The following is a 23,912-nucleotide window of genomic DNA, read 5'->3' as shown; positions in this document are numbered from 1 at the left end:
GCGGCCAGCCTCGCGATCGTGGTCGTCGTCATCCTCGCGGTGTGCAGGCGTTGGGAGTAGGTGGCGGCGCGGCGACTGTCTGCGCCGATCTCGATCACGATGGCGAGGTGGTGATGGACTGGCATCTGGCGCCGCGGCCCGACCTGCCGACCGGCGACGACCTTCGCTGGCAGCGTTGGATGAAATGCCGGCGGTGCGGTGTGACCTGGTTGCAGGTGCTGGACCGGGCCGCGAGCCATCCGCCAAGCTGCGTCTGAAACGATGACGCCGAGAATCCGCCGCCGGTCCTTAACGGGCCGGCGGCTTTTTTGCGTTTGTGGCTCATCTGTCCCGGGCCAGCCGGCGACGCCCCCAGGGCCGGTCCTTCCGGTCGGTGTGATAGACCGGCTCACCGCGCGGATAGAGCGCCTGCATCACACCGATGCGAGCAAAGTCTGTTGGTCCCCCGTTGCCGCCAACCAGCAGCACCACCTCGATCACGGTCTGCCAGCGTGGCGCTTGGTGCTCGGAAGGTGGGAGGGCCAGTAGGAAAGCCCGGGCGTTGTGCAACGTGCGCAACTCGCCGCCATCGGGCAACGGGATAGGAGGCGAAAACGCGGCAGACCAGGACAAGACGCAACTCCACAACGAGGCGAATCCAAACCTCTCCGCCACCGAATCGTTCCGACGTTTCGTGTCGAGGCCACCTCGGCGTGAACGGCGCACAGCCTTCCACCGCCGACACAGTCCAGGCCGCAGGTGAGTCCTTGGGGTCGCCTGAACGAGATCCGGGGCGCCATTCGCCAGGTGATTGTGCTAAAGCCGCGACCTGTGGAGGCAACTGGATTGCGATGCGAAGCTTTTCGAAATTGACGATCTGTGCAGCGGTCGCGGCGATGATTGGGCTGGCGCCAGGGGCCGCCGCCGCCGGCGGATGGGAAGCCGTGCATCGACACGTGCAGGCAACCGGCAAATGCGGTTCTGGCAAGGAAGTCCTCGCGACGCTGTATTCGGTCGGATCGCGGACGGCGAGCGGGGAGGCGGTCAGCCGTCACAGCTTGACGGCGGCGTCAAACGAATACCCGTTCGGAACGACGGTGACCGTCACCAATCCCTTGAACGGGCGGACTTGCAGCGTCCGTATCAATGATCTCGGACCATTCGGAATGGCACGCCAGATCGGGGTTAAGATCGACTTCGCCCCCGGCGCGGCGCGGCGCGGTGCCTGGGGTTGGGGGGCACTCAGTACGTCTGCCTGCCGGGCGATGAGCCGATCGAGATCGCCGGAATCCCGCGCATCGTCGACGGCGACACAGTGGAGATCGAAGGCACGAAAATCCGCCTTCAGGGGATCGACGCGCCGGAGACCGACCAGCTCTGCCTTGACCAGAAGGGCGAGCGCTGGACCTGCGGCATCACCGCGCGCGACGAACTTGTCCGGCAATTCGGTGACAAGCCATGGATCTGCCAGGCCGCGGGTCAGGACCGCTATGGTCGGTCGCTCGGAACGTGCCGTGCCGGCTCAGAGAACGTCGAGGAATGGATGGTGCGCTCCGGATGGGCGCTCGCCTTCGTCCGCTACTCGCGGGCTTATGAGGCTCCCGAGGCCGCCGCGCGGGAAGCGCAGTCGGGTCTATGGGCCGGCGCATTCGTCGCGCCGTGGGACTGGCGCGACCGGGCCCGCGAAATCACAATCCTGGGCGCGACCAGCGTGCCGCTGGACGCGCAAGAGATCCTCGTCGGCGCAGCTTCGGCCGCCGCGGCGCCGTCCCCGGAATGCGTCATCAAGGGGAACATCAACCGGAGCGGCGCTTGCATCTACCATCAGCCCGGCAGCCGCTGGTACGCCAAGGTGAAGATGGGTCCGGGCAAGCGCTGGTTCTGCACCACCAAGGAAGCCGAGGCGGCCGGCTGCCGGGCGCCGAAGGGGTAGTCTGTGACGCTCGCCCCGCTCCATGCGTGGGACCAAAAAGCGGCGCTGCCGGCTGATTAAGCGCCTGCACACCGCGTCCCTTCAAATCGGGCCGCGCCTAATTCAGGCCTTGGTGAGGCCCTCGGGCCGGGTTTTCCTTAGGCTCGTCGCTGGTGTCCTCGTTGTCCTGAGCGCCATCCGGGGATAGATTTTCCGCATGGTCGATCGCTTCGGCGACATCGAGGCTGGCCATCGATAGGATGTAGGACGTCGTACGTTGATCGATTTGCAACGCGACCTGCAGAGCGCTGTCGATCAATCGGCGAAGTTCGTGCAGGCCATCGATGTAAGCTCTATCGTAAGCCATATCGTCACCTTCGGGAGACATGCATGGATCATGGAGATGGGCCGCCTCGGACGGCAAAGTCGTCCCGTTTCGCAAGCCTTGGTCTCAAGAGGTCGAGACCGCCTTGGCGGCAATGGAATTCGCGCCAGCGAAGGACTGCCTGCGTTTGATCCGGGCGTTCGCACTGATCACCTCGCCGGATGATCGGATGCGGGTCGTCAATCTGGCGGAAAGTCTCGTGCCGCGAAGAACGTGACAGGCGGTCATCGCCCATGTTAGCTGAGCATTTGTGCTTTCTGAGGGAGGTCTTTCGCTCCATGGAATTGGCGCGAGTACGCGACGTGATCCCGCTGCGGTCCTTGGCGTTGCAACACGCTGGCCTGACCGATCCGGTAGGCGACCGCTTGCAGCGTCTCCTCGTTAATCTCGATCAGTGCCGCCATTGTCCAGGCGTTTTCCACCAGTGCCGGCAAGCCGAGGGGGCGGACCACAAATCCGGCTTCCTGAAACCGAGGTAGCCACCATGTCTCCATGATCGCGCTGACGTGGGTGATACCTTCGTCGATGCAGAATTCCTGCACGGCGGCCATCAGCCGAAGATTGAGACTGCCTTCTCGGCGGTCCGGGACAATAAAGTACCGCGACCACTCCCAGATCCTGGGATCGGAAGGATGTCCTTTGACCGCGGCGAGGTGAGGGAATACCTCGCCCATCATCGTCGGCTTTGTCGTCGGATAGAGCCGGTGGCCGCCGACCACCCGCCGATCTTCGAGTGCCAACAGATACACGGTGTCATCGTTGTCGTAGTCGTCGATCTCGCGACCATCCGGCCGGCGCAAAGTGTTCCAGCCGCGTTCCTCGACGAAAATCTGGTGCCTGATTTGGAAATGCTGCTCGAGCACGTCGCGGTAAAGATGCCGGTTGCTCGCGGAAATGACGTGGATCAAATTCGCCTCCCAACTTCAAGACGGAGTCTGGGAAGCTTCGCGCCCCGGCCTGGGGATGGATATTGGGAAAAATCCCAGTAAAGCGATCAACAGGTGATCAGCTTTTGCTGGATTGCAGTCGCCACGGCGTGGGTCTTGTTGACGGCTCCAAGCTTACGGGCCGCGCTGGCCAGATGCTCTTCCGCCGTGCGTTGCGCGATGTGCATGATCTCGCCGATTTCCCATGCCGATTTGCCCCGCGCGGCCCAGCTTAGCGCTTCGTATTCGCGCTTGGTGAGCCTTACGCGCGCCTCACTCGGCGGCTTGATCAGTCGGCGGACGCAGGCGAAGCTGTACATTGCCATCAGATGCAAAGCGGGCTTGCTACGCGGATTCAGGTCGATGTGTGCACCACCGAGCGAGACCGCGGCTTCGTAGCCAGAGAGGCCGTGGATCGGCACAAGAAAGCCCCTGGTCATTCTGAAGTCCGACGCGCGCCGCATAACTTCGGCGGCGCGCGGCTCGCTCCTGGCATCGTAGGGCGCCTCCGCCCATTCGAAAGGATCGATCGATCGCCGGAGGTGTCGGACCACGGGATCGTCGCGATCGTAGTTGTTGCGAGTGTAGAGTTTGAACCACTCGTCCGGCCAGCGCTTGGCCATCACCATCTGCGCGAAGGTCTGTGTGTGGTTCGGAATTCCGGTGATGATGATGGTTTCGAAGCCAAAAGAGCTGAAGCCGGCTTCAATGGCCGTCAGAGCGTCGGCGGCAGTTGTATGCACATCTAGTCGCTCGACAAAATCGAGGGCGTCCCGACCATAGTCGCCTGTGATCATGGGCGGCCCTCTGAACAGGCAAGGATTACCGCCACTTTATAGCATCAAGCTGGAGGCTTGAGAAGCGCGGCCGGATCAGCCAATGGGGCGCTTGCAGCGGTCGAACTGTAGCACGCGGAAATCGTCGATCTCATCATAATACATCGCATGGCCGCACCGGCAGGAGGCCAGGAATAGACCGTAGGCGCGTTGGGCGTCGGCTTGGCGATATTGCCGCGGCAGCCGGCGGCGCAATGCGTCCTGTTCGGCCTGGGCCGGGCTGTACGCAGAACGAGGCCATATCCGATCAAAATTCAGGATACGTCCCCTCAATAAACCGCTGAGAGCCGGTGACCGGCGAGGGGGCCTAACTCACGAACTCGCCAAATCTGTCGTCGTCTCGCGAACGCTTGTTATAGCCTAAACGATAATAGACGCGCGGTAGGTGGTGAGTTACGTTTGCCTTTGCTTTGGGGCTTTCGGAATGTCCAGACACCAATCTGGCGAGGGCGAGGGCGAGCCTCTTCTTCCACGTAGTGATCCGCTTTGTTCGCAGTGTACCACTGCGATGGTGTATTTAGGAAAACTTCCGCAGATCGGACTTCGAAAGAGCATATTGGTCTATCGATGCTTTCAGTGCAACGAGGTCCGATCTCTTTGAGCAATAGCGTTGGTAGAATTATTCGCTGCGCGGTTTTGACTCTTCGGCGTCGGCCCGCTCTTCGAGTTCGTGCGCAAGCTGTCGAAGCCGCTTGACCGTGAGTGGGTCGGTTATGGCGTCTGCCAAACGACAGCCCTTTGCAGCCTTTTGGCGTAGGTATTCAGGTCGGTCAATTTAGCGATAGGGTCGAAATACGCAAATCGTTCCTATGTCCGTACCGATGGTCCAAATTTCAGGTGCCGGGGTTGCGATGAGGGGGATTCTTAGCGACGCCATCCATTGATGGAGTGTATCGCCACCCCGTTTGTATGGCGCTTCGAAGACCTTATGGCCGTCACTGGTCACTTCGCTATATCTGCAAAGTGAACACCTTATTGCACCTTTGGCAGCGGTAAACCTGATTGGAAGCATGATTGACCTGATTAATCACACCCAATAACACAGCATCGGCTGCACAATCCGGACAACGCCTCAGGTCAGGCGATGGTGGATCATCCGAAGTAAGCCGATCAGGCATGAGTAAGTCCCCCCAAGGGACTTATCTAAATGTTGACGGCGAATCACTGCTTAAAACGACTAGGCCTGCCGATGGCGGGCCTACGAGGCGCTCACGCGTCGGATCATACACCGGAGCACCAGCGGACGCTCCAAAGCTGCGACCGGCTGACCTGGTCGGGAGGGGCCAGGATATAGGCGCGAGCGTCGTGCCACGTGACGAGCTGGCCGCCATCGGGCAGCGGCACGACTTTGCTCAGCCTCTGAAATCAGAATTACAGTTTCGTCGATCGATGCCAGCAAGTTCCGCTGTGGTGTAACGGGCGGACTTTTATTCGATTTGTTGGCAATAGAGAGATGCCGACTGATTCGTCCATGGAAAAGGATGGGGCGATGACTTACGATTCGATTACTTGGGTGGTGCTGAAGCTATATCGTGTCAGGCCAGTCGTGATTGGAGCGGTACACCGCAGCGAACCGTTTGACGACGGCCTAATCGAGTTCGACCGTTCGCTGAACGAGGCGGATCTGCCCCGGTCGAAACCATCACCTACAATGTGGCTCTGATCGTGGTGACGCCAGGCCCTGCAGCTGCTCGGCCTGGGCCTTGTGCAGCGCCCTGCGCATCCCGCCGAGTTTCGGATCGCGGGTCATACCAGCGCGGGCGGATCGTTGACGTGACTGTGGCAGACGCTCCTGCGCTCGGCATGATCGGCGCTGGCGTCGTGTGGGTGGCGGTGGAGCGCGTCAGGTGACCGCGCCCGCGCTCTGGCCCACCACAAGCGGCGCGACGGATCTGCTGTCGGCGGCGGCCTTAGCGTCATCAGGGGGCGGACGGAGGTTACGCACACACAGCAAAAAACGGCCCGCCAGACGGTTGCAACGCTGACGGACCTGACCCAAACCACAGTTACCCACGGTCCGAGCTGCCGAGCAGTTTAGCACAAGTCGGAGAAGTTCTCACGTCGATAGCGCTGGCCGGAGCCATTGCCGCGCCGAGCGCGGCGCCTCGCTAGCAGTCCGATCGAGTTCCCTTTGTGGAACTGCACCTCCAACGACGCATCATTAACTAGTGTGCCTTAGGGTATTAATGGGCTCATTCCGAGCTCTGCCATTTTTTGCCTGGTGATACCCGTGCGGGAACATATGGGCCTTTTTCTCGCGGCCCAGCTAGACTTTATCTTCTTCTTCTATGGCCTTGCTTTTATTCTCCTCGGCGCGGTGTGCTTTTCGGTTGCCCGGGGCGCCGCAGCCAGGAATAGCAGGATCGATCTGCTGGGATGGTTCGGCTTGGTCCACGGCAGCAGCGAATGGCTCGATCTGAGCGCGCTAGTCATCGACGACGCCCCAAGTTTTCAGGCGCTACGCACCGCGGTCATGACGGTCTCATACCTGTTTCTGCTGGAATTCGCGCGCCTCGCAGCAATCCGGCTGGGCGCCAAAATGCCGGGCCGTTGGATGTATATCCCATTGCTGATGACGATTGCCGTGATTGGCGTTGTCGATGGACAGGTCAGTGCCAATATCGCCGCGCGGTATGCGATGGGATTTACCGGGGCGATCGGCACCAGTGCGGTGCTGGTCATCCGCGCGCGTACAGTCGAAATCATCTCGCATCGGTTGGTGTCGTGCGCCGCATTATGCTTCGGCCTCTATGGTGTTGCCGCCGGACTCATCGTTCCAGTGGGAGATTTCTGGCCCGCCAGCACGCTCAACCATAACTGGTTCATGAAGCTGACCGGCGTGCCGATTCAGCTGGTGCGGGGACTTTTGGCAGTCGCATTGGCCGTGACACTTTGGTCGGCTTGGGGCCGATTGCTTGCCATCGCCGTGGACTCGAAGTTTTACACTGCCTATCTGCGCCGGCATTTCCTTACGACGCTGGCGGCGCTGGCGGTGGTCTTCGTCGGCGGCTGGGCGCTTACGGACTTCCTGGGCGGGATTTACAAGGACAACATTCAGGCTGAGGCACAAGGCGATCTCAACCTGCTCGTCGCCAGGCTCAGCGGCGAGACTGCCACGGTGGAGGCAATGGTGAAGGCGCTGTCCGGCTCCCAGGCTGTGCTGTCCTTGCTGACCGGCGACAGCCGTGGTGCGCGAGCCCAGACGGTGCTGGGTCGCAATGTCGATGCCTCGGGCGCCACGCTCGGGCAGATCCTTGATGCGTCGGGATCAGTCGTTGCGTCGTCCGACGACCGCCAACTGAAACTGTTGGGAGCGCCGAATGCGGCCGCCGCATCATATTTCAAAGTCGCGATGGCCGGTAGGGAAGGCCTTCAGTTCGTGCAGGACGCAGAGAGCGGTTTGGCCGGTTACGTCGTGAGCTATCCGATCCGCCGGGAGGATGGCGTGGTTGTCGGCGTAGCAATGCTGAAGAAGTCGTTCGCTAAACTGAGCGCCAGCCTACAAACCTTCGATCGGCCGTTCTTCTTTATCAATGCCGATGGAGTGGTAATGCTGAGCAACCGTCCGGACACGCTGGACCGCTCGCTGTGGCCGGTTGGTACCCGCGTAGCGCTTGCCGAGCGATTCGGGGCTTCCGGCGGGCCGCCAATGCTCGAAAGTGAAATCACGACGGCCGCATGGACCACGTTCGACGGCCGCCGCGGCTATGTGTTGCGGGGCGCTATCCCACAGAGCGACTGGTCGATGCTGATCGTTAGTCCGCTGGCCGGCATGTTTGCAAGCCGTTTCCTTGGCATCGTTATCACGTTGCAGTTGGCGCTCACCACGTTGTTCCACTTCCTCGGCAAGCAGCATGGTGTTCGAGACAGCCTGCAGATGCAACGCCGGGCAGATTTGCAGGTGCTTGCAGACAATCTTGAGGTCAAGGCCACTACCGACCCGCTCACAGGGCTCTTCAATCGCGCGAAATTCGATCTTGTCCTTGGACATGAATTAGTCCGGGCGGAGCGTTACGGGACTGAGCTCGCACTGATCGTCTACGACATCGATCATTTCAAGGAGGTCAATGACGCCCACGGCCATCAGGCGGGCGATCGTATTCTTATTCAGTTATCTGAGATCGTATCACGCGAAATCCGCCAGACGGACTTGCTAGCTCGATGGGGCGGGGAGGAATTCGTCGTCGTGCTACCCGGTACCAACGGCTTGACTGCCTGTCTTGTTGCCGAGAAGCTGTGTCACGCGATTTCGCAAACCACGTTCGACCTGGTCGGGACCATCACCTGCAGCTTCGGGGTCAGCGACTTTGTTCACGGCGACTCGGTAGAAAGCCTCCTGGCCAGGACCGATGACGCTCTCTATCGGGCCAAGATAAATGGTCGCAACCGAGTTCAATTTGCTCCTACGTCTCCGAATCTTGTGCCGACTCTTCAATTGAGATCATGATCGGCGGTGCGGTTGGCACGGCTGGTGCGGCGAATCACTCTTTTGGCTACCGACCTGAACGCATGAAAAGATTTTCTCGAAACTCCATCGCATCCATCGGCGTTCCGAACAAATAGCCCTGTGATTCTTCACACTTGCTTCGCACCAAGAACTTCCGCTGCGCCTCCGTCTCGACCCCTTCGGCTATCACTTTAAGCCCAAAGCTTTTGCCGAGGTAGACGATCGCCTTCACAATTGCAGCGCCCGCTGGATCGATGTTGACGTCGCGGATGAAGGAGCGGTCGATCTTCAGCCGTGTGACCGGAAAGCGCTTCAGCAGACTCAACGACGCATAGCCGGTGCCATAGTCGTCGAACGCCAGTCCAATGCCGAGCGCGCGCAGGTCTTGCAGCAGCCTGAGCGTGCTGCTGTCATCGCGCAATAGCACGTTCTCGACGAGTTCGAGTTCAAGCGCCGCTGGTGGCAGATTATTGTCGGATAGCGCGCTCTTGACGGTGGTGAGCATCCGGCCGGATCGAAATTGCGCCTCGAACAGATTGACGCCGATTCGAAAGTTCGGAACGTAGGCACGCCATTCGGCGGCCTGCTTGCAGGCGGTCCGCAGCACCCACTCGCCGACGCGCGCCGCCGACGGTTTCTGACTGAGCACGTCGATGAATGAGGTCGGCGACAACAAGCCTCGCTCGGGGTGATTCCACCTTATCAGCGCTTCGGCGCCTGTGAGTTCACCGGTCCGGGTCGCGACTTGCGGCTGATAGAACAGTTCGAACTCGTGGTTTTCATGAGCATGGCGCAGCTCTTTCTCGAACGCACGACGTGCGACCGCAACCTCGCGGAAGGACGGAACGAAGAATTCAAAGCGACCTCTGCCGGCGGATTTGGCCTTGTAGAGCGCCAGATCGGCGGCGCCGAGCAGATCCTCGGGAGTCGAGCCGTGCATGGGTGCACGCGCGACGCCGATGCTGACACCGACCTCAATCCGCTGGCCGACGAACTCGTAGGGCTCGCGGATGATAGCAACCAGATCTTCCGCGGCGCGGCCAATTTCAATGGCGTCGTTGCCGGCGAACAGGGCGACAAATTCATCGCCGCCTAGGCGGCCGACCATGATCGCCGTCTCACAATTCGACGACAGGCGCTGCGCCACGCTCTTCAGCACCGCATCGCCCGCAGAGTGGCCAAGCGTATCGTTGACTTCCTTGAAACCGTCGAGATCAAGCAACAGTACGCTGGCGGGACGCTCTGCCGCGAGGGTCTCGGCGAGACGCGCGCGCCACGCGGCGCGATTGGGCAATTCCGTCAGCGCGTCCAAGGAGGCCAGTCGAAATAAACGATCTTCATTCCGGCGCCGCTCAGTAATGTCGCGGACGATGGCGCCGACGCTGGTGGTGTTGCCCTCTTCCCAGGTTGAGAGCGAGAACTCCGCGGGAAATTCACTGCCGTTTCTGCGCAGGCCAGATAGTGCGACCGTCTTGTCGGCAAGCTCCATCGGTTCGCCGCGCGCGAGACGGGCACGCTCGGCCTCGTACACCGGGCGCCAGCTCGATGGTACAATGATCTCGGTCGACTGACCGCATATTTCCTTGCTGGAATAACCGAACAACGTTTCAGCCGATCGGTTCCAGAAAGTGATCTCGCTCTCAGCGTTGGCACAGATGATTGCATCCGGCGAAGTGGCGGCAATCCGCTCGAAGCGGGTCTGACTGATGGTCCGGGCGTAATCAAGCCGCCGCAACTCCATCCGGTCCATAACCAGGAAGGTCAGATCGGCGAGGTTCCTGCGGTCTGCGGCGTTGAAATCGTCCCGCGGTTCACTGTCGATCAGGCAAACTGTGCCGAGTTTCTTTCCGGACGGCGTCGTGAGCGGCTGCCCCGCATAGAAGCGAATGAAGGGTGGGCCAAGCACAAGAGGATTAAAGCGGAAGCGTGGATCCCGGGTGGCGTCCAAAACGACCAGGACGTCGTCCTGCAGAATAGCATGGGCACAAAACGAAACGTCGCGACTGGTCTCGCAAACATCAAGGCCGACGTGAGCCTTGAAGAACTGACGGTCCGCTTCCAACAGCGAGATCAAAACGATTGGAACCTGGAACAGACGAGAAGCCAGCCCGGCCAACCGGTCGAACTCTTCTTCTGGCGGTGTATCCATGAGGTGATACTCCGCGAGCGCCCTGAGGCGCTCCCTTTCTTCAATCGTGGAATTCGTGGGACGGAGGGACATGAAAGAAAACCTGGCGCGGAATTGTTAAAATTTCGGGACTAATGCCGATACGCCGCTATTCGTGTTGGGTGCTCGGTCAGCACGATAGAACGCTAGGGTGACGTGTGAGATCCTAGTAGAAGTCCTAGTCAAATGTCAGTCGGTGAAGAGACTGCTAATCGTCGCGGCGCCATCATGCTCGACGCACCGGAATCGGATAGGCGCTTATGTTTGCAGATGGTCCAACCATCCTTTGATGATCTGTTGCGCAGCCTGCGGCGCGCCGCCATGATCCCTTAATGCGCTACGAGCTACGAAAACTCGAAAACGGCTGGGCCGTCTGGGATGCGCAGGCGAATACGCCTGCGGTTATTACGGGCTGTTGGCAGACCGGCCTCGAAATGGAGGCTGCGGATGATCTGGTCGACCTGCTGAACGGCGTGGATCGGGGCAAAGAAGGATCCAACGAATAGGGCGGGTCCTCAATTCGTTAGCTCCATTTTCTTGGTTTGTTGTAGGTAATGCCACTTCACCTGGGACCTAGTCTCGTTATGTCGGAGGAAGGTGATCGAAGGATATTAACGATCAGTTAACCATATTGCTCTTTGCTCGCACCAATGATGCCGCGAAGATTTGCAGAGTTCCCGCGTAGCGGGTGTCCGATTCCTCGGACGGTAGCGGCGCTCAACTGAGGATGGTGTGATGCGAGCCGATCGATTTTTGCCCGCTCTGCTGCTGATGTGTGTGGCGAATCCATCACTGGTCTTGGCTCAATCGGCGCCCGCGGCCGCCGAGGATGCCGTGGCGCAGACCTGGAGCCTGCCGAATTACGCCCGCCGGCAGCCCAACGCGCTGCCCGGGGCGCAGACCGGGCCGGTGTCCACGCCGGCCTCCAGCACGTGGCCGCCCGCCGCTGCGCCGATCGCCGGCTATGCACTCGGCGGCGGAACGCTGGTGACCGGCGTCACCGCCGCGACCTTCTACGACGACAACATCTTTGCGACGCGCTCCGCCCGGCAATCCGACGTCGCCTTCGTTGGCCGCCCCGAATTCGCCTGGATGGCGCAGGGCCAGAACTACACCATCGGCGCCGACGGCTATATCGAGGGCCGCCGCTACGTGAAGTACAATTCGGAGGACCAGGTGAACGGGTCGTTCGGCGTCAACTTCACGGTGATGCCGGATACCGATACGCAGATCGTCAGCAACGCGCGCTATTTGCACGCGCATCTCGATCGCGGCTCCTCCGATACGGTCGGGCCGGGCGGCATCCTGCTCAGCACCGCGTTTCAATCGCCGATCGCCTATGATCAGGGCATCGGATCGATCGCCTTGAACAAGCGCTACGGCCAATGGTGGACGTCGCTCGGCGCGGCGGGCGTCGGCATTCATTACGACAACGCCAGCCTGCTCGGCGGCATCGTCGACTTCAGCTACGCCGACGGCGGCATCGGCGTCGCCAACGGCCGGCTCGGCTACGTCATCGCGCCGCTGACCAGCGTGTTCGTTGAGGCGGCGGGGAATGTGCGCAACTGGCGCGTCGATGTGTTCGATTCCACCGGCTACCGCGTCGTCGGCGGCGTGCTGTTCGAGCAGGGACCCAACGCGCGCCTGCGCGGCGAGGCCTGGGCCGGCTACATGAATCAGCAGTACAACGGCGTGAGCTTCCAGGAGGTGTCGAACTGGACTTATGGCGCCAGCATGGCCTTCCTGCTCACCGACCAACTGACCGGCGTCATCGAAGGCCGCCGCGAGGCCAAGGAGGCGGCGCTCAGTCTCGCCTTGATCGCGCCGGGGGTGCTCGGCGCGTCCGCGGCGGTCTGCTCGACCAGCCCCGGCGCCGCCTGCGTCAGCGCGATCGAATCGACCATCGCGGGACGGCTGGAATATCGCATCCTGGCGAACGTCGCGATCGGGGCCGGCGCGTCCTACATGGTGGATGATTATCTCGGACCGGTCGCAGGCCATCGGTCCGATCGCACGCTGAGCCCGCTGGCGTCGTTGAAGTACTTCCCCAACGACAAGGTCACGCTCAGCTTCGATTATCGGCGGATCAATTTCGATCCGGTCGGCGGCCAGTCCGCCGGCGTCGGCGCGATCTCCTACGATCGCGACGTTTACCTTTTGTCGATGAACGGCAGGTTCTGACGCGCGATTCCCCTGCAAGACGATCTTGTAGGGGAATCGGTTGGATTTACTGCGCGGCGGCCTGACGTTTGCGCAAACGCTCGACCAGGCGGATGCAGCGCTCCCAGATCCGCTTCTTGAAGCGGTGCGGGGCCTGCAGCACCTGCGTGCAGCGGGCGCCGATGCCGTTGGTCGCGTTGCCCTCCTGGTTTACGGAATTGCCGGAGGAGCTGTAGCCGCCGATCGCAACGCCACCGCCACCGCCGCCGCCACCACCACCGTTGTTGGCCTCGGTGGTCGTGTTGCCGTTGCCGGCCGGGTTGGAGCCGCCCGATCCGCCATCCGCCGTTCCGCCGTTGCCGCCGCCAACCGTCCCACCGCCGGTGCCGCCGCCGCCGGTGCCACCGGGGCCCGTGCCACCGGGGCCACCCGGAGGTGTGACCGTTCCGCCGCCGCCGTTGCCGGGGCCGGTGGTGCCGCCGCCGTTCAGAACGTTGATGGTGCCGAGGGTGCCGCTCGGACCCGGCGTGGCGTTGAGAATGTTCGCCGCCAAGGCGCCGCCGCTGCCATCCGTTGTGCCCGAGCCGGAGGTTGCATTGCCGTTGCCAATATTGACGGTACCGAGCGAGCCGCTGGTGCCGGGCGTGGCGTTGAGCACGTTGGCGTTCAGCGCGCCGCTCGGCGAAGTGGTGCCGGCCGACGGATCCGTCGTGCCGCTGGAGCCCGCGCCGTTGCCGATCGCCACGTTGGCGAGGCGAGCGCTACGCGCCTGCGTGGCGTTGAGCACGCTCACTCCTGCAAGCCCGGTGTCCGTCGGTGTCGTGCTGGTGCCGCCGCCGGTGGTGGTGCCACTGGTGGGGCTGGTGGCCGCGCCGTTCGCAACGTTCACCGTACCGAGCGAGCCGCTGGTGCCGGGCGTGGCGTTGAGCACGTTGGCGCCGGCAATTCCGGCCGTATCGGCCGGGGCTGAGGCGGTGGTCGACCCAGCGGGCGCACTGCCGGGCGCGGCGCCGTTCGCGACGTTCACGGTAGCAAGTCCGCCGCTCGCTCCCGGCGAGGCATTCAGCACGTTCGCTGCGACCGCTCCGCCGCTGCTCTGGGTCGGGCTTGCTGCGGCGTTGCCGTTCAGCACATTGACGTAGGCCGCAGCGCCCGGGGAGCCGGAGGTCGCGTTCAGCACATTGGCGTTCACCAGCGCCCTGTCGCGGGTGGCGCCGCCGACGGGGCGGCCGTTCAGCACGCGCACCGCCGCCGCCGATCCCGGCGTGCCCGAGGAGGCGTTGGCGACGTCGACGCTGGCGACCGGAGCATTGGTCGACGAAGCGCTCGGCGAGGTGCGGTTGGTCCTGCCGTTGAGGGCGCTGACCGCGACCAGGCGGCCCGGCCGGCCGGCGGCGGTGTTCAACACGTCGACCGACGCCGCTGCGTTGTTGCGGTTCTGCTGGTTCGACCGCAGGGCCGCGATCCTGGCCGCGCGGTTGCTGCGCGCCACAGCCGCGCGCTGGCGGGCCGCCGCGGCGCGGCCGAGGCCAGCCGGGACGGTCTGCGCGATGCCGGAATTGCCAAACTGCGCGCCGCTGGAGAAGAAGCCCTGGCCGCCGACCGTTCCCGGTCCGATGCTGCCGATGCCGGGCGTGCGCGTTCCGGTCTGGTTGCCCAATGAAACGCTGCCGGCATTCACGCCGAAATTGCCGACGCCGATGCCGGTCGAGCCCACGCCGACATTGCCGACGCTGGCGCCCACGCTGCCCGCATTGATGCTGGCCCCGCCGACGCTGACGCCGCCGGTGCCGACGCCGACACTGCCGATGCCTGCACCAAGGCTGCCAGCGCTAACGCTGGCCCCTCCGATGCCGACGCCGCCGGTGCCGATTCCGACGCCTCCGACACCCACCCCAACGCTGCCGACACCCACGCTGACGCCGCCGAGGCGGACGCCCTGCGCCCACGTCGTGGGCGAATATGTTAGCATCGCGGCGCTGAGAAGTAGTGCGGATGGGATTGAGCGCAGGTCAGGTAGCATGGCATTTCTCCCAGGTTTGGATTGCCCGTTGCGAGCTCACACAACCAAGAAGAAGGACAGATGCTGCGTTCCTGCTAAGATCTATTTATACGGAAGTTAGATAAACCTAGTGATCTATGGATTAATGGAATCGACCAAATTGTTCATATATCTGCAATCAGAGCATGTTGCGGCGCCTGCCGGTAACCGCGCTGAGGCAACAGTCCGCCAGCTTCCGCAACCTCACTGCCCATCTAACTTTAAGCGGGCTGTCTCACGGACATTCTTCGAATCAACACGAGAGCGAATGTAAGCGAATATGTTTCCTATCTCAGCTTCGATCTGGGCTTGGGTGCCTTGTTCATTTGCCGCGGCAATAAGCCGGTCGGCCAATTGTTGAATTTGCTCACGCCCGCGGCGGGAAGACATTTGTTCGTCCGCGTGCACGCTATTCTCGATCCAAAAATCAACAAATTCGTGTGCCGGAGATAGCTCTCCCCCCGCCCCAAACCGCGGTCAGGCCCCGATGGGATCGAAATTTCCTCTGTGCCGGTATATTCTGAGCCTTCGGAATGATGCGCAGCCACGCTGGTGTGCACATTTCACTGCCCGCCTAAGCGGGGCCGACCACAACTTCCAGAATCGGAGTGTAACGTTCGGGCGTCCGCGCGGCTGAATCGTTTTACAGTTGTCCTTGATTTGCCATGCGCGATCGGAGCGACCACGCCGCCATCGACCGGTTGACGCTGGATCAGGCCTCACCATCTCAATATTGGAAAGGAGACCGACGCCAATGTTCAACCGCGACGAAATCCGCCCACACAACCCGATCGAATACTACGCCGCGTGGGTGCGGCTCTGCACCGCCGGGCTCGCGGCCTACGAGGCCGCGCTGCGATCGTTCTATGGCCAACGCACACCCTAGTGGCAGACGGGGATGCGGGAGTCATCGCCCCGCTTCCCGAGTTTGTTCTGGTCGGGAAAGTCCCAGTCAATTCCGACGAGGATCTTAACTTAGGCGCCGCCATTCACGCCAATGCGTCGGCCGGACGATAACCTGTGTCCCGCTCTTTGCATCCGACCATCCGCCCACAGTTTTGTGACAGGGAAACAGGATCGTATTCGTCCCATTCTCGTCGACAACCGCCAGTTCGAGAAGAAGATCGTATGGTGCCGTATTTATCATGTGCCAAGGCCAGGCATTTCGAGATGAACGTTCGGCGCCCACATTAGCGCCGAGCCGATCTCTCCTAGCCAGCGTTCCGAGCGAGGCTGCGATTTGCCGCTGCTGATTTCGCTCTGAGCCCACGGGCAACCTGCGGGCAGCACGCAGAGCGGTGCGTCGCATCCTGATAAGATCATCCGAGTTCCAGAGGGATTGATTCGGATTCCGGAAGAGTTCAATCCCGGGCATATGTCAGCCACCTGTACTGAGGCGGGAGCACGAAAACTCTCAGTCACCGTTAGAGGCCCCTTGAGGCGGTGATGGGAACCATTGTGCCAAAAGAATCCGCTGGTGGCCGGTCAATACTGCTCAATAGCCTTCATCCGATGACGGAACTTTTCGCTCTTCCGTCAGGGGTCGAATGGCGATTGTCGTGCGCATTAAAATGACCAATCCCAGCATTCATAAAGTGCGGTGATCCACGTCTGCAGGGTTTCGTTAATCATCGGTGATGAGGAGTCGGTTGCTCCCGCCAAGTTCAGGCAGGGAGATACACATGCAAAAGGCCCGGGGAGTTCAAAGGCCACGCGTAAGCCAGTCGCCTTTTCTTTTGACGAACGTTTAGCCCGCGAGGCGCATCGATTGCGCAGCGAAGCGGAAGCCTTGAGGTTTGTCGTCATTACGGGGGGCAAACACCAACTATCGCCTAATCAGGAGGTGGGGTTGGCGAGGAAAGCCAACGACAGATTTCCGACGCAGTCTCTAGCTGCCGCGCTTGCCTGAGCAGTTTGTCCTTGTCTAATCCTGGATCGAGAAGTTCTGCCTTGGCTTTCAGCATTTCTGACCGTCTTTGCCATCCGATTGATCGCGCCATTTTTTCTACCACTCTGGCCTCCCTGGAATCACTTAAGTGCGTAAGGATATTCCGTCTGAGCAGCTTCGAGGCGACGACTTGGAGAGAAGCACTTCAAGCGACTTACCTATGTCGTCGCATCGAGTTAGTTGACAAAATCTGATGGATTTCTGTGTTTTCTGTCGATCAAAAAGGGACATGTCTGGATTTTCTTGCGAAGCGTTTCCACGACGTAATTGGCACCGTCAGACTTAGCTTTCGGACCGAGCGCCGACTGTCCAAAATTGACCATCTCATAAACATTCAAGCAGCTATCTGCAGGCGGCGGCCAACGTCCACCGTCGATCCGGGTGACGTGCGCGGTGATGAGGCTTGGCTGGCCGCGTTTCAAATTCTGAACGCCGCGGTATTCATCAATGTTATCAACAAAGCTGATTATCCAATTTGGCAGAACGCACGTTGACTTTATTGCCGAAACCGCCCGATTTTGATTCCCCCATGCGGAGGTTCGAACCCTCCCGCCCCAGCCAATTGTTATTGCTCGGAAATCCTTCTTTGTTCCGGCGCCTGTTCGGCCCCGATCACCGCTGATGTGCCCTCTTGTTGCTTTTTCGTTCGCAAGGTTGGCGCGTCGGGTCCGCGACATCGCCGGCGGCGAGAAGGCCGCCGAGGAATTGGCGTGGGCGGTGGCGTTTCGGAAGCGACGAACGCTAAGCGCTGCCCGCGCCGCTCACCCGTAAGCAAGTCGCAAATTATGCTTGTTTCCTCAGTACCACGATGTCCTGAAAATCGTGGATGCCACCCGCAACGATCTTCTCGACGAAGAAAAACTTGCTCCATCTGGAGCGAATGTATCCTTCATCGGTGAAGCTGATCCCGTATTCATAATTCTCGGTTGTCAGATGACCCTGCGGTTGGATGATGAACGTGAACCCCGGGTCGGCCATTCGACGCATCGCCTCCTTCATTCCGGCCTCGGGAATAGATAGCATCTCAAAGATGCGCGCCTCGGTTTCGGCTCGCGTCAAGGCGCGGCGGCCGTGCACGGTGAGTAGCAGACATGCCCCGGGTTTCGTGACCCGGTGCAGCTCCCTCAGATAGAATTCCGAATCGGCTTCGTTCATGTGGGTGAAGACAGAGACCGAAATCACGCAATCGAAGGAGTTGTCGGGACAGAGCAGGGCGGCCCTTTCCTTGGTGCGCAATGGTGTAACCCATGGCAGGGCTCCGCCGACCCAGTCGACCAGTTCGTGGTCGATGTCCGCGCCGGTATAACTTCCCTTGAATCCCAAAAACATCCGCGCGAGCCGCCCGGAGCCGACGCCGAAGTCCAGGATGTTCCGGTACTCCGATAGGTTCTTCGGGCTGGCCGCATTGAGCGCGAGAAACAGATCCCTGCCGTGCGACGCAAAATCCCTTGGGTCCGTAAGGCCTGAAACGCGCTGCATCAGCGCCGTTGGCGGGAACGGTGCGACCAGAGAGCGGGCGGCCAAGTCCGCGACATCGCTCGAAACATTGTAATTCGACCAGGCTCTCGGATCCGAATTCACATCCAACATAATGACTACTCCAAACGATTTGGTGCGCCCTGATTGGGGCCCTGGTTTTTAAGCTGGCACGAGAACGCCCGGTCAGTGTTTGCATATCGGGGCTTTCAATCGGTTGCGAGCGTTATTCGGTTTCCCCCGCTCCGCTCCCACGTCAGAAACAGGCCGGCGGCTTTTCGTTTGCGGCATGGCGAGCGCAGCAAGGGCGTTCGGGGCGAGGCGTGCGCCGCACACTTCGCGGATCATCCGCGGCCGGAGCCGGCGCCAGGTAGCTGCTAAGTCTGATGTCGACATCGTGCGCGAGGCATATCGTCGAATGCCCCGAGCTTAACGGCACCGCTTCCCATTTCTGAACACCGTAATATTGTTCAAGGTTATCAAATGGCAGAATATCTCGACTGGCTGAACGCGCTTTGATAGTCGCGATTCTGGAGAAATTTCTTCTTCCAAACCAGGAAAACCGCAACCCGCGAGCGACATTGGTCTGAATGACGGCTCTTCCAAGTTCCGCTGTGGATATCGTCATGGCAGCCCGAGCGGGCGCGGTGTTGGCGCTGGCCGGGTTCGACGGCGCGGCGCTGCGCCGGCAGCTCGATCAGGTCGAGGCCGACGGAGGGGCGCGCCGCGTGCTGTTCGCGCGGGTCACGCCGGCGCCCTCGGCCGAGGCCATCGTCGCGCAGATCATCGGTTTGTTCGCCGACACCGTGCAACGGCTGTGGCCGGTCTGGTTTACCGACGTCAGTTTCGCGGAGTGCAAGAACGACAAGCTCGGACGGCTGGCGGTTGCGGCGATGGTGCAGCGTCTTGCCGGATCGGTTGCCGGCCTATCGCCGAACTGGGCCGAGGCCGCGGTCGAACTCGCGCTCGCTGATCGTCCGCCGCGCGTCCGAGCGGCACTTCCGGCGGTCGAACTGGCGCAGCTCGCGCTGGCGATCAGCCGCCATGGTCTGGTGCTGGTTGTCGACGGCGAGGACGCCTGCCAACAATCCAGCCCGGCCGCGATGGTCCATGCGCTGGAATGGATCGCCCAGCACGCCAATTGCGCGGTGGTCGCGAGGTTTTCGCAGCTTCCGCCGCATCAGCCGCCGTTCGACCGCATTCTGTATGGCGCCCTGGCCGCAGCGGATAGCGAGGCCGAAGCGGCTGCGCCGCAGCCCGACGCCGCCGCGATCTGGCTGGCGCCGTGGCTCGGCTCGCCGCATCCGCTGAGCGAAGCCGAGCAGCGGCTGGCCAAGGCGCTGCGCGCGGATGTTGAACTGGCCCCGCTGTTTGGCTGCAATCAGTTCGTTGATACCGTTCGCGGCTCGCGACCGAAGGTGGACTTCGTCTGGACGCACGGCCGCCTGGTCATCGAACTCGACGGCTATGGCAGTCACGGCAATCGCGCTGCCTTCATGTACGATCGCCACCGCGACTACGAATTGACGCTGAGCGGCTACACCGTGCTGCGGCTGGCCAATGACGAGATCGCGCAGGACGTCGGAAAAGCGATTGAGAAGATTCGCGACATCGTTCACCTTTGCCGCGAACGGAGCAAGTGAGGCGACAGTGGTAACATCTCGCAAAGCGAAAGAGCCCAAGCCCGCCGACAAGCCGCGTCCCAAAACCCGCGAGCAAAGGGAGGCCGAGAAACAGACGCTGGCGATGTGGGCGCTGCTGGGCGCGGGCGGTGCCGGGTATGGCGACAAGCTAAAGCCGGAGATCGAGAAGGCCGAACGCGCGGCGCTGGTCAAGGCCGGCCTGATCGAAGTGGCAAAGCGCGAGCGCGGCGCGATCTGGCTCACCGTCACCGATAAAGGCTGGGACTGGGCGGAGCGTCACCTCGCCGATCCGCTGCCGGAGAAGAATTTTGGCGGCGCGTTCGTGCTGCAGGCCTGGCTCAAGCGGCTCGCGGGCTTCCTCGAGGCCGGCGACCTGCGGCTTGCCGATCTGCTTGCCGCGCCGGCTCCGCGGCCCGGCGCGGGCGACGCGCCGGCCGACCCCGCGGCGTTGCGCGAAAAAATTCGCGAGGCCTATCTGGCGGTCGCCGGGGGCTTCAACCGCCGCGCCTTGCTGAAGGACCTGCGGCGGCAATTGCCTGATATCGAGCGATCGGCGCTCGATGACGCGCTCAAGCTGATGCAGCGCGAGCAGCAGGCCGCGCTGATGCAGCTCGACAATCGAATCGAGGTCACCGACGCCGATCGCGACGCCGCCATTCAGATCGGCAACGAACCGCGCCACATCGTCTGGATCGAAAACTGATGAGCAACGACGCGATGGCCGAACTCGAGGCGTTCCGCGCGGTCGATTTCAACTGGACCCGCCAGCTCAAAGGCATCTGGCGCGACCAGCCGTATCACGCGCCGATCCATCAGGACGTGCTCGACGAACTGATGAGATATTTTCTCAGCAGCACCCGCGATGCCGAACCCGACAACGAGCCGCTCGGCCGGGTGGTGATCGGCTCCGCCGGTCTCGGCAAGACCCACCTGATCGGCGAACTGCGGCGCCGGGTCTGGGAAGAGGATGCGGTGTTCATCCTGCTGGACTTCGTCGGCGTGCGGGATTTCTGGTCCTCGGTGGCGCTCGGCTTTCTCAATTCGCTGCAAGTGCGGATCGACGAGCATCGCACGCAATACGACCGGCTGATCCACAAGCTTGCCACCTTGCTGCAATTGCAAACCCAACTCGCCGACATCGCCAGCCGCTGGCGGGGCCGGCCGCGCGAATTGATGGCGGAGCTGGTCAAGACATTCCTCGCCGCGCTGGCGCGCCGCGACCGCGCCATGACCCAGCAGCACGGCGACGTGGTGCGCGCCTTCGTGCTTTTGATCTCGGAAGACCTGGAATGCGGCAGCATCGCGCACGCCTGGCTGCAAGGCATGGACCTCGACGCCGTGCAGCTTCGCGAACTCGGATTTGTCGTGGTGAAGAAATCGCCGATCGATATCGTGCGCGGCATTTCCTGGCTGTTGAGCCTGGTCGGGCCGACCTTGATCGCGGTCGATCAGATCGATGCGATCATCAGCGAAGCCAATGCGGAGCGCTATCGTGGCCAAGACGGCGCAACCTTGGAGCAGACCCAGGAGACGCAATCGATCATCGAGGCGTTGGCGCACGGGTTGATGGACCTGCACGACGTCAAACGCCGCGCCATCACCGTGGTGTCGTGTCTCGAGGCGTCGTGGGAGGTGCTGCGATCGAAAGCGACCGTGGCGGTCACCGACCGCTACTACCGGCCGAATGTGCTTTATGCGCTGTCGCAGCCGCAACTGGCGCTGGCCTTGGTGAGGGCCCGGCTGGCGCAGGGCTATGCGGCCGGTGGTTACACCCCGCCCGGCGAAACCTTCCCCTTTGCGCCGGAGGCGTTCGAGACGGCGGTGGGTTTCACGCCGCGGCAATTGCTGAAGGCCTGCGACGATCACCGGCAGCGCTGCCTCGCCGCGGGGCGGATCATCCCCTGCAACAGCTTCGACGCCGCGCAGCCGGCCGCGCCGGCGCCGCCGGCGAGGGGCCTCGACGAGACGTTCAGCCGCGAATTGCAGGCCGCCTCGACCGGCGGCCTGCTCGACCTCGACAACGAAGATCAATTGCGAAACCTGCTGGCCGATATCTTGAACATCTATACCGCGCACCTGCAGCTTCCGGACGATGTCGACGTGGTCTCGCAGCCCGACCCGGATCAGCGCCGGCCGTCGCTGCATGGAAGGCTGACCTTCATCTTTCGCGGCGAGGGCGACCGCGAGCAGCACTACTGCTTCCGCGTTCTCGCCCATGACAATGCCATCGCCTTTCAGAGCCGATTGCGCGCGGCGATGACCGCCTCGGGCGTCGATCGGGCGCTCAAGTTCCGCCACCTGTTCATCCTGCGCGACGGCGCGGTGCCGGGCGGCGCCAAGACCACGGAGCTGGTTGCCAAGTTCGAAAAGGCCGGCGGCGAATTCATCGCCCCGACCGGCGAGGATCTGCGCGCCTTCGTGGCGTTGCAGGCGATGGCGCGCCGCAATGCTGAGGGCTTCGAGGCCTGGCTGCGCGCCCGCAAGCCGTTGTTCGACACGCCGCTGTTCAAGGCCGCGGGGCTGGCGCCGCCGCCGTTTCTGGCCGGCCCGCTGCCCGAGCCGGCGCCGTCGCCCGGTCCGTCGCCCCTGCCAACCGCCGCGCCGCCGCCGTCCCCGGCACGCGCTGTTGAGGCGGCTCCGGTCGCGCCCGGCAAACCGCCGCTCGGCACCTCGAAGCCGGCCCCGAGCAAACCCATTGCTCGCGACATTCCACTCGGCCACCGCTATGAGCGCGGCGCGCCCGGCGCCGCTGTCACGCTAGCCGCGGATCTGTTGCCGCGCCACACCGCGATTCTCGCCGGCGCGGGCTCCGGCAAGACCGTGCTGCTTCGCCGTATCGTCGAGGAAGCAGCGTTGCTCGGGATTCCGGCGATCGTGCTCGACACCAACAACGATCTGGCAAGGCTCGGCGATCAGTGGCCGGCGCCGCCGCAGGGCTGGAGCGCCAACGATGCGGCCAAGGCCGCCAACTATCAACGCGACGTCGAGGTCGTGATCTGGACCCCGGGGTTCAACGCCGGCCGGCCGATGTCGCTGGCGCTGCTGCCGGATTTTGCCGCGCTGAACGGCGATGAGGACGAGCGCGCGCAGGCGATCGAGATGGCGCGGGCGACGCTGTCACCCTACATCGGCGCCAAGGGCGCCAGCGCAAAACTCAAGGAAGGCGTGCTGGCGGATGCGCTGCGCAGCTTCGCGGCTCAGGGCGGCGGCGACCTCGCGCGGCTGATCGATCTGCTGTCGGAACTGCCCGACGGGGTCAGCCAGATCGACGATGCAGCCAAGCTCGCGGCGGCGATCGCCAACCAATTGCGCGCCGCGATCGCGACCAATCCCTTGCTGCAGTCCCGCGGTGCCGCGCTCGACCCGCAATTGCTGTTTGGCACCGAGGCCGGCAGGACCCGGATCTCGGTGATCAATTTCTCCGGCCTGGCCAGCGACGAGGCGCGCCAATCGTTCGTCAACCAGTTGCAGATGTCGCTGTTTTCCTGGATCAAGCGGCATCCCAGCCCGACCGGCCGGCTCTATGTGCTCGACGAGGCGCAGAACTTCGCGCCGTCGCAGCGCACTACGCCGTGCAAGGAAAGCACGCTGTCGCTGGCGGCGCAGGCCCGCAAATATGGGCTCGGCATGATCGTCGCCACCCAGACCCCGACCGGGATCGACCACAAGATCATCTCCAATTGCACCACGCATTTCTATGGGCGGATGAGTTCGCCGACCACCATCGAGGCCACCAAAGCGATGATGGCGGCCAAGGGCGGCAGCGGCGAGGACATCGGAAAATTGTCGCGCGGCGAGTTCTACTTCTCGACCGAGGGCTGGCCGCGGCCGACCCGGATCCGCACGCCGATCTGCCTGACCTGGCACCCGGCCAATCCGCTGACCGCCGACGAGGTCGTCGCCAAGGCGCGCCTAGAGCTATTCCGGTTCTGATAGAATCAGAACCGGAGCTCTAGATTGTTTTTTGACGCGTTTTCTTCACGCGAACCGGG

General features: G+C 62.3%; 18 protein-coding genes and 1 pseudogene. 11 read left to right on the top strand and 8 right to left on the bottom strand.

The genetic code is table 11. The features are described from left to right. Nucleotides 1–257 (top strand): hypothetical protein (locus VGC77_RS21495; RefSeq protein WP_331173590.1); only part of this gene is annotated, 257 nt, incomplete at its 5' end. Between the two features lie 64 nt (nt 258–321). Here VGC77_RS21495 and VGC77_RS21490 read toward each other — a convergent pair. Further along, on the bottom strand, nt 322–612 hold the full coding sequence (locus VGC77_RS21490; protein WP_331173589.1) for a hypothetical protein: 291 nt from the start codon (nt 610–612) through the stop codon (nt 322–324). 218 nt (nt 613–830) lie between these two features. On the opposite strand from VGC77_RS21490, the pseudogene VGC77_RS21485 reads away from it, so the two are divergent. Together VGC77_RS21485 and VGC77_RS21480 are read left to right on the top strand one after the other, a co-directional pair. After that, nucleotides 831–1,133: pseudogene (locus tag VGC77_RS21485) on the top strand (nuclease); the annotation flags it as partial. Nucleotides 1,134–1,210: 77 nt separating this feature from the next. Further along, nucleotides 1,211–1,912 carry a thermonuclease family protein gene (locus tag VGC77_RS21480; RefSeq protein WP_331173588.1) on the top strand — a complete coding sequence of 234 codons (702 nt, stop codon included), beginning with the start codon at nt 1,211–1,213 and terminating at the stop codon, nt 1,910–1,912. A 97-nt stretch (nt 1,913–2,009) separates the two neighbouring features. Here VGC77_RS21480 and VGC77_RS21475 read toward each other — a convergent pair whose 3' ends face one another. The 3 genes from VGC77_RS21475 to VGC77_RS21465 form a co-directional block, all read right to left on the bottom strand. Continuing rightward, a complete protein-coding gene (locus VGC77_RS21475) occupies nt 2,010–2,279 on the bottom strand; it encodes a hypothetical protein (RefSeq protein WP_331173587.1) in 270 nt (89 codons plus the stop codon). Between the two features lie 233 nt (nt 2,280–2,512). Next, nucleotides 2,513–3,184: an acyl-homoserine-lactone synthase gene (locus VGC77_RS21470; RefSeq protein ID WP_331173586.1), complete on the bottom strand. Its 672-nt coding sequence runs from the start codon at nt 3,182–3,184 to the stop codon at nt 2,513–2,515. 86 nt (nt 3,185–3,270) lie between these two features. After that, the gene (locus VGC77_RS21465) at nt 3,271–3,999 is read right to left on the bottom strand and encodes a LuxR family transcriptional regulator (RefSeq protein ID WP_331173585.1); all 729 of its coding nucleotides are present in this window, start codon (nt 3,997–3,999) and stop codon (nt 3,271–3,273) included. A gap of 2,281 nt (nt 4,000–6,280) precedes the next feature. On the opposite strand from VGC77_RS21465, the gene VGC77_RS21460 reads away from it, so the two are divergent. Next, on the top strand, nt 6,281–8,485 hold the full coding sequence (locus tag VGC77_RS21460; RefSeq protein ID WP_331173584.1) for a diguanylate cyclase: 2,205 nt from the start codon (nt 6,281–6,283) through the stop codon (nt 8,483–8,485). 46 nt (nt 8,486–8,531) lie between these two features. On the opposite strand, the gene VGC77_RS21455 is transcribed toward VGC77_RS21460, so the two are convergent. Beyond that, on the bottom strand, nt 8,532–10,634 hold the full coding sequence (locus VGC77_RS21455; RefSeq protein ID WP_331173583.1) for a putative bifunctional diguanylate cyclase/phosphodiesterase: 2,103 nt from the start codon (nt 10,632–10,634) through the stop codon (nt 8,532–8,534). Nucleotides 10,635–10,984: 350 nt separating this feature from the next. On the opposite strand from VGC77_RS21455, the gene VGC77_RS21450 reads away from it, so the two are divergent. Together VGC77_RS21450 and VGC77_RS21445 are read left to right on the top strand one after the other, a co-directional pair. Next, nucleotides 10,985–11,158 (top strand): hypothetical protein, encoded by a 174-nt coding sequence (locus VGC77_RS21450; RefSeq protein WP_331173582.1) that lies wholly within the window; start codon nt 10,985–10,987, stop codon nt 11,156–11,158. A 328-nt stretch (nt 11,159–11,486) separates the two neighbouring features. Beyond that, a complete protein-coding gene (locus VGC77_RS21445; protein WP_331173581.1) occupies nt 11,487–12,833 on the top strand; it encodes an outer membrane beta-barrel protein in 1,347 nt (448 codons plus the stop codon). 46 nt (nt 12,834–12,879) lie between these two features. On the opposite strand, the gene VGC77_RS21440 is transcribed toward VGC77_RS21445, so the two are convergent. Then, the gene (locus tag VGC77_RS21440; protein ID WP_331173580.1) at nt 12,880–14,835 is read right to left on the bottom strand and encodes a hypothetical protein; all 1,956 of its coding nucleotides are present in this window, start codon (nt 14,833–14,835) and stop codon (nt 12,880–12,882) included. Nucleotides 14,836–15,057: 222 nt separating this feature from the next. Next, complete coding sequence (locus VGC77_RS21435) at nt 15,058–15,261, bottom strand: hypothetical protein (protein WP_331173579.1); 204 nt, start codon at nt 15,259–15,261, stop codon at nt 15,058–15,060. A gap of 346 nt (nt 15,262–15,607) precedes the next feature. Here VGC77_RS21435 and VGC77_RS21430 point away from each other — a divergent pair, with 346 nt between their 5' ends. Both VGC77_RS21430 and VGC77_RS21425 read left to right on the top strand, forming a co-directional pair. Then, the gene (locus VGC77_RS21430) at nt 15,608–15,739 is read left to right on the top strand and encodes a hypothetical protein (RefSeq protein ID WP_331173578.1); all 132 of its coding nucleotides are present in this window, start codon (nt 15,608–15,610) and stop codon (nt 15,737–15,739) included. A gap of 1,265 nt (nt 15,740–17,004) precedes the next feature. Then, nucleotides 17,005–17,295: a hypothetical protein gene (locus VGC77_RS21425; RefSeq protein WP_331173577.1), complete on the top strand. Its 291-nt coding sequence runs from the start codon at nt 17,005–17,007 to the stop codon at nt 17,293–17,295. A 289-nt stretch (nt 17,296–17,584) separates the two neighbouring features. Here VGC77_RS21425 and VGC77_RS21420 read toward each other — a convergent pair whose 3' ends face one another. Then, nucleotides 17,585–18,391, bottom strand: coding sequence for a class I SAM-dependent methyltransferase (locus VGC77_RS21420; RefSeq protein WP_331173576.1), 807 nt, complete (start codon nt 18,389–18,391; stop codon nt 17,585–17,587). A gap of 512 nt (nt 18,392–18,903) precedes the next feature. Here VGC77_RS21420 and VGC77_RS21415 point away from each other — a divergent pair. From VGC77_RS21415 to VGC77_RS21405, 3 genes are read left to right on the top strand one after another with little or no spacing between them, the layout of a single operon-like run. Continuing rightward, the gene (locus tag VGC77_RS21415; RefSeq protein WP_331173575.1) at nt 18,904–19,920 is read left to right on the top strand and encodes an endonuclease domain-containing protein; all 1,017 of its coding nucleotides are present in this window, start codon (nt 18,904–18,906) and stop codon (nt 19,918–19,920) included. 7 nt (nt 19,921–19,927) lie between these two features. Next, nucleotides 19,928–20,623 carry a hypothetical protein gene (locus VGC77_RS21410; protein ID WP_331173574.1) on the top strand — a complete coding sequence of 232 codons (696 nt, stop codon included), beginning with the start codon at nt 19,928–19,930 and terminating at the stop codon, nt 20,621–20,623. Continuing rightward, nucleotides 20,623–23,853, top strand: a complete 3,231-nt coding sequence (locus tag VGC77_RS21405; RefSeq protein WP_331173573.1) for an ATP-binding protein — start codon at nt 20,623–20,625, stop codon at nt 23,851–23,853. The genes VGC77_RS21410 and VGC77_RS21405 overlap by 1 nt, the downstream gene beginning before the upstream one ends. The last annotated feature ends 59 nt before the right edge of the window (nt 23,854–23,912 follow it).

The sequence above is a fragment of the Rhodopseudomonas sp. genome (assembly GCF_036404135.1).
Taxonomy (GTDB): domain Bacteria; phylum Pseudomonadota; class Alphaproteobacteria; order Rhizobiales; family Xanthobacteraceae; genus Rhodopseudomonas_A.
Note: the sequence above shows the minus strand (reverse complement) of the source record. Positions and strands in the feature narration are given on the sequence as shown.

Excerpts from the sequence above, each read along its gene's own strand:
- VGC77_RS21475 (WP_331173587.1), bottom strand. The coding sequence starts at position 2,279 with ATGTCTCCCGAAGGTGACGATATGGCTTACGATAGAGCTTACATCGAT.
- VGC77_RS21465 (WP_331173585.1), bottom strand. The coding sequence starts at position 3,999 with ATGATCACAGGCGACTATGGTCGGGACGCCCTCGATTTTGTCGAGCGA.
- VGC77_RS21460 (WP_331173584.1), top strand. The coding sequence starts at position 6,281 with ATGGGCCTTTTTCTCGCGGCCCAGCTAGACTTTATCTTCTTCTTCTAT.
- VGC77_RS21455 (WP_331173583.1), bottom strand. The coding sequence starts at position 10,634 with ATGGATACACCGCCAGAAGAAGAGTTCGACCGGTTGGCCGGGCTGGCT.
- VGC77_RS21450 (WP_331173582.1), top strand. The coding sequence starts at position 10,985 with ATGCGCTACGAGCTACGAAAACTCGAAAACGGCTGGGCCGTCTGGGAT.
- VGC77_RS21440 (WP_331173580.1), bottom strand. The coding sequence starts at position 14,835 with ATGCTACCTGACCTGCGCTCAATCCCATCCGCACTACTTCTCAGCGCC.
- VGC77_RS21430 (WP_331173578.1), top strand. The coding sequence starts at position 15,608 with ATGTTCAACCGCGACGAAATCCGCCCACACAACCCGATCGAATACTAC.
- VGC77_RS21420 (WP_331173576.1), bottom strand. The coding sequence starts at position 18,391 with ATGTTGGATGTGAATTCGGATCCGAGAGCCTGGTCGAATTACAATGTT.
- VGC77_RS21415 (WP_331173575.1), top strand. The coding sequence starts at position 18,904 with ATGGCAGCCCGAGCGGGCGCGGTGTTGGCGCTGGCCGGGTTCGACGGC.
- VGC77_RS21405 (WP_331173573.1), top strand. The coding sequence starts at position 20,623 with ATGAGCAACGACGCGATGGCCGAACTCGAGGCGTTCCGCGCGGTCGAT.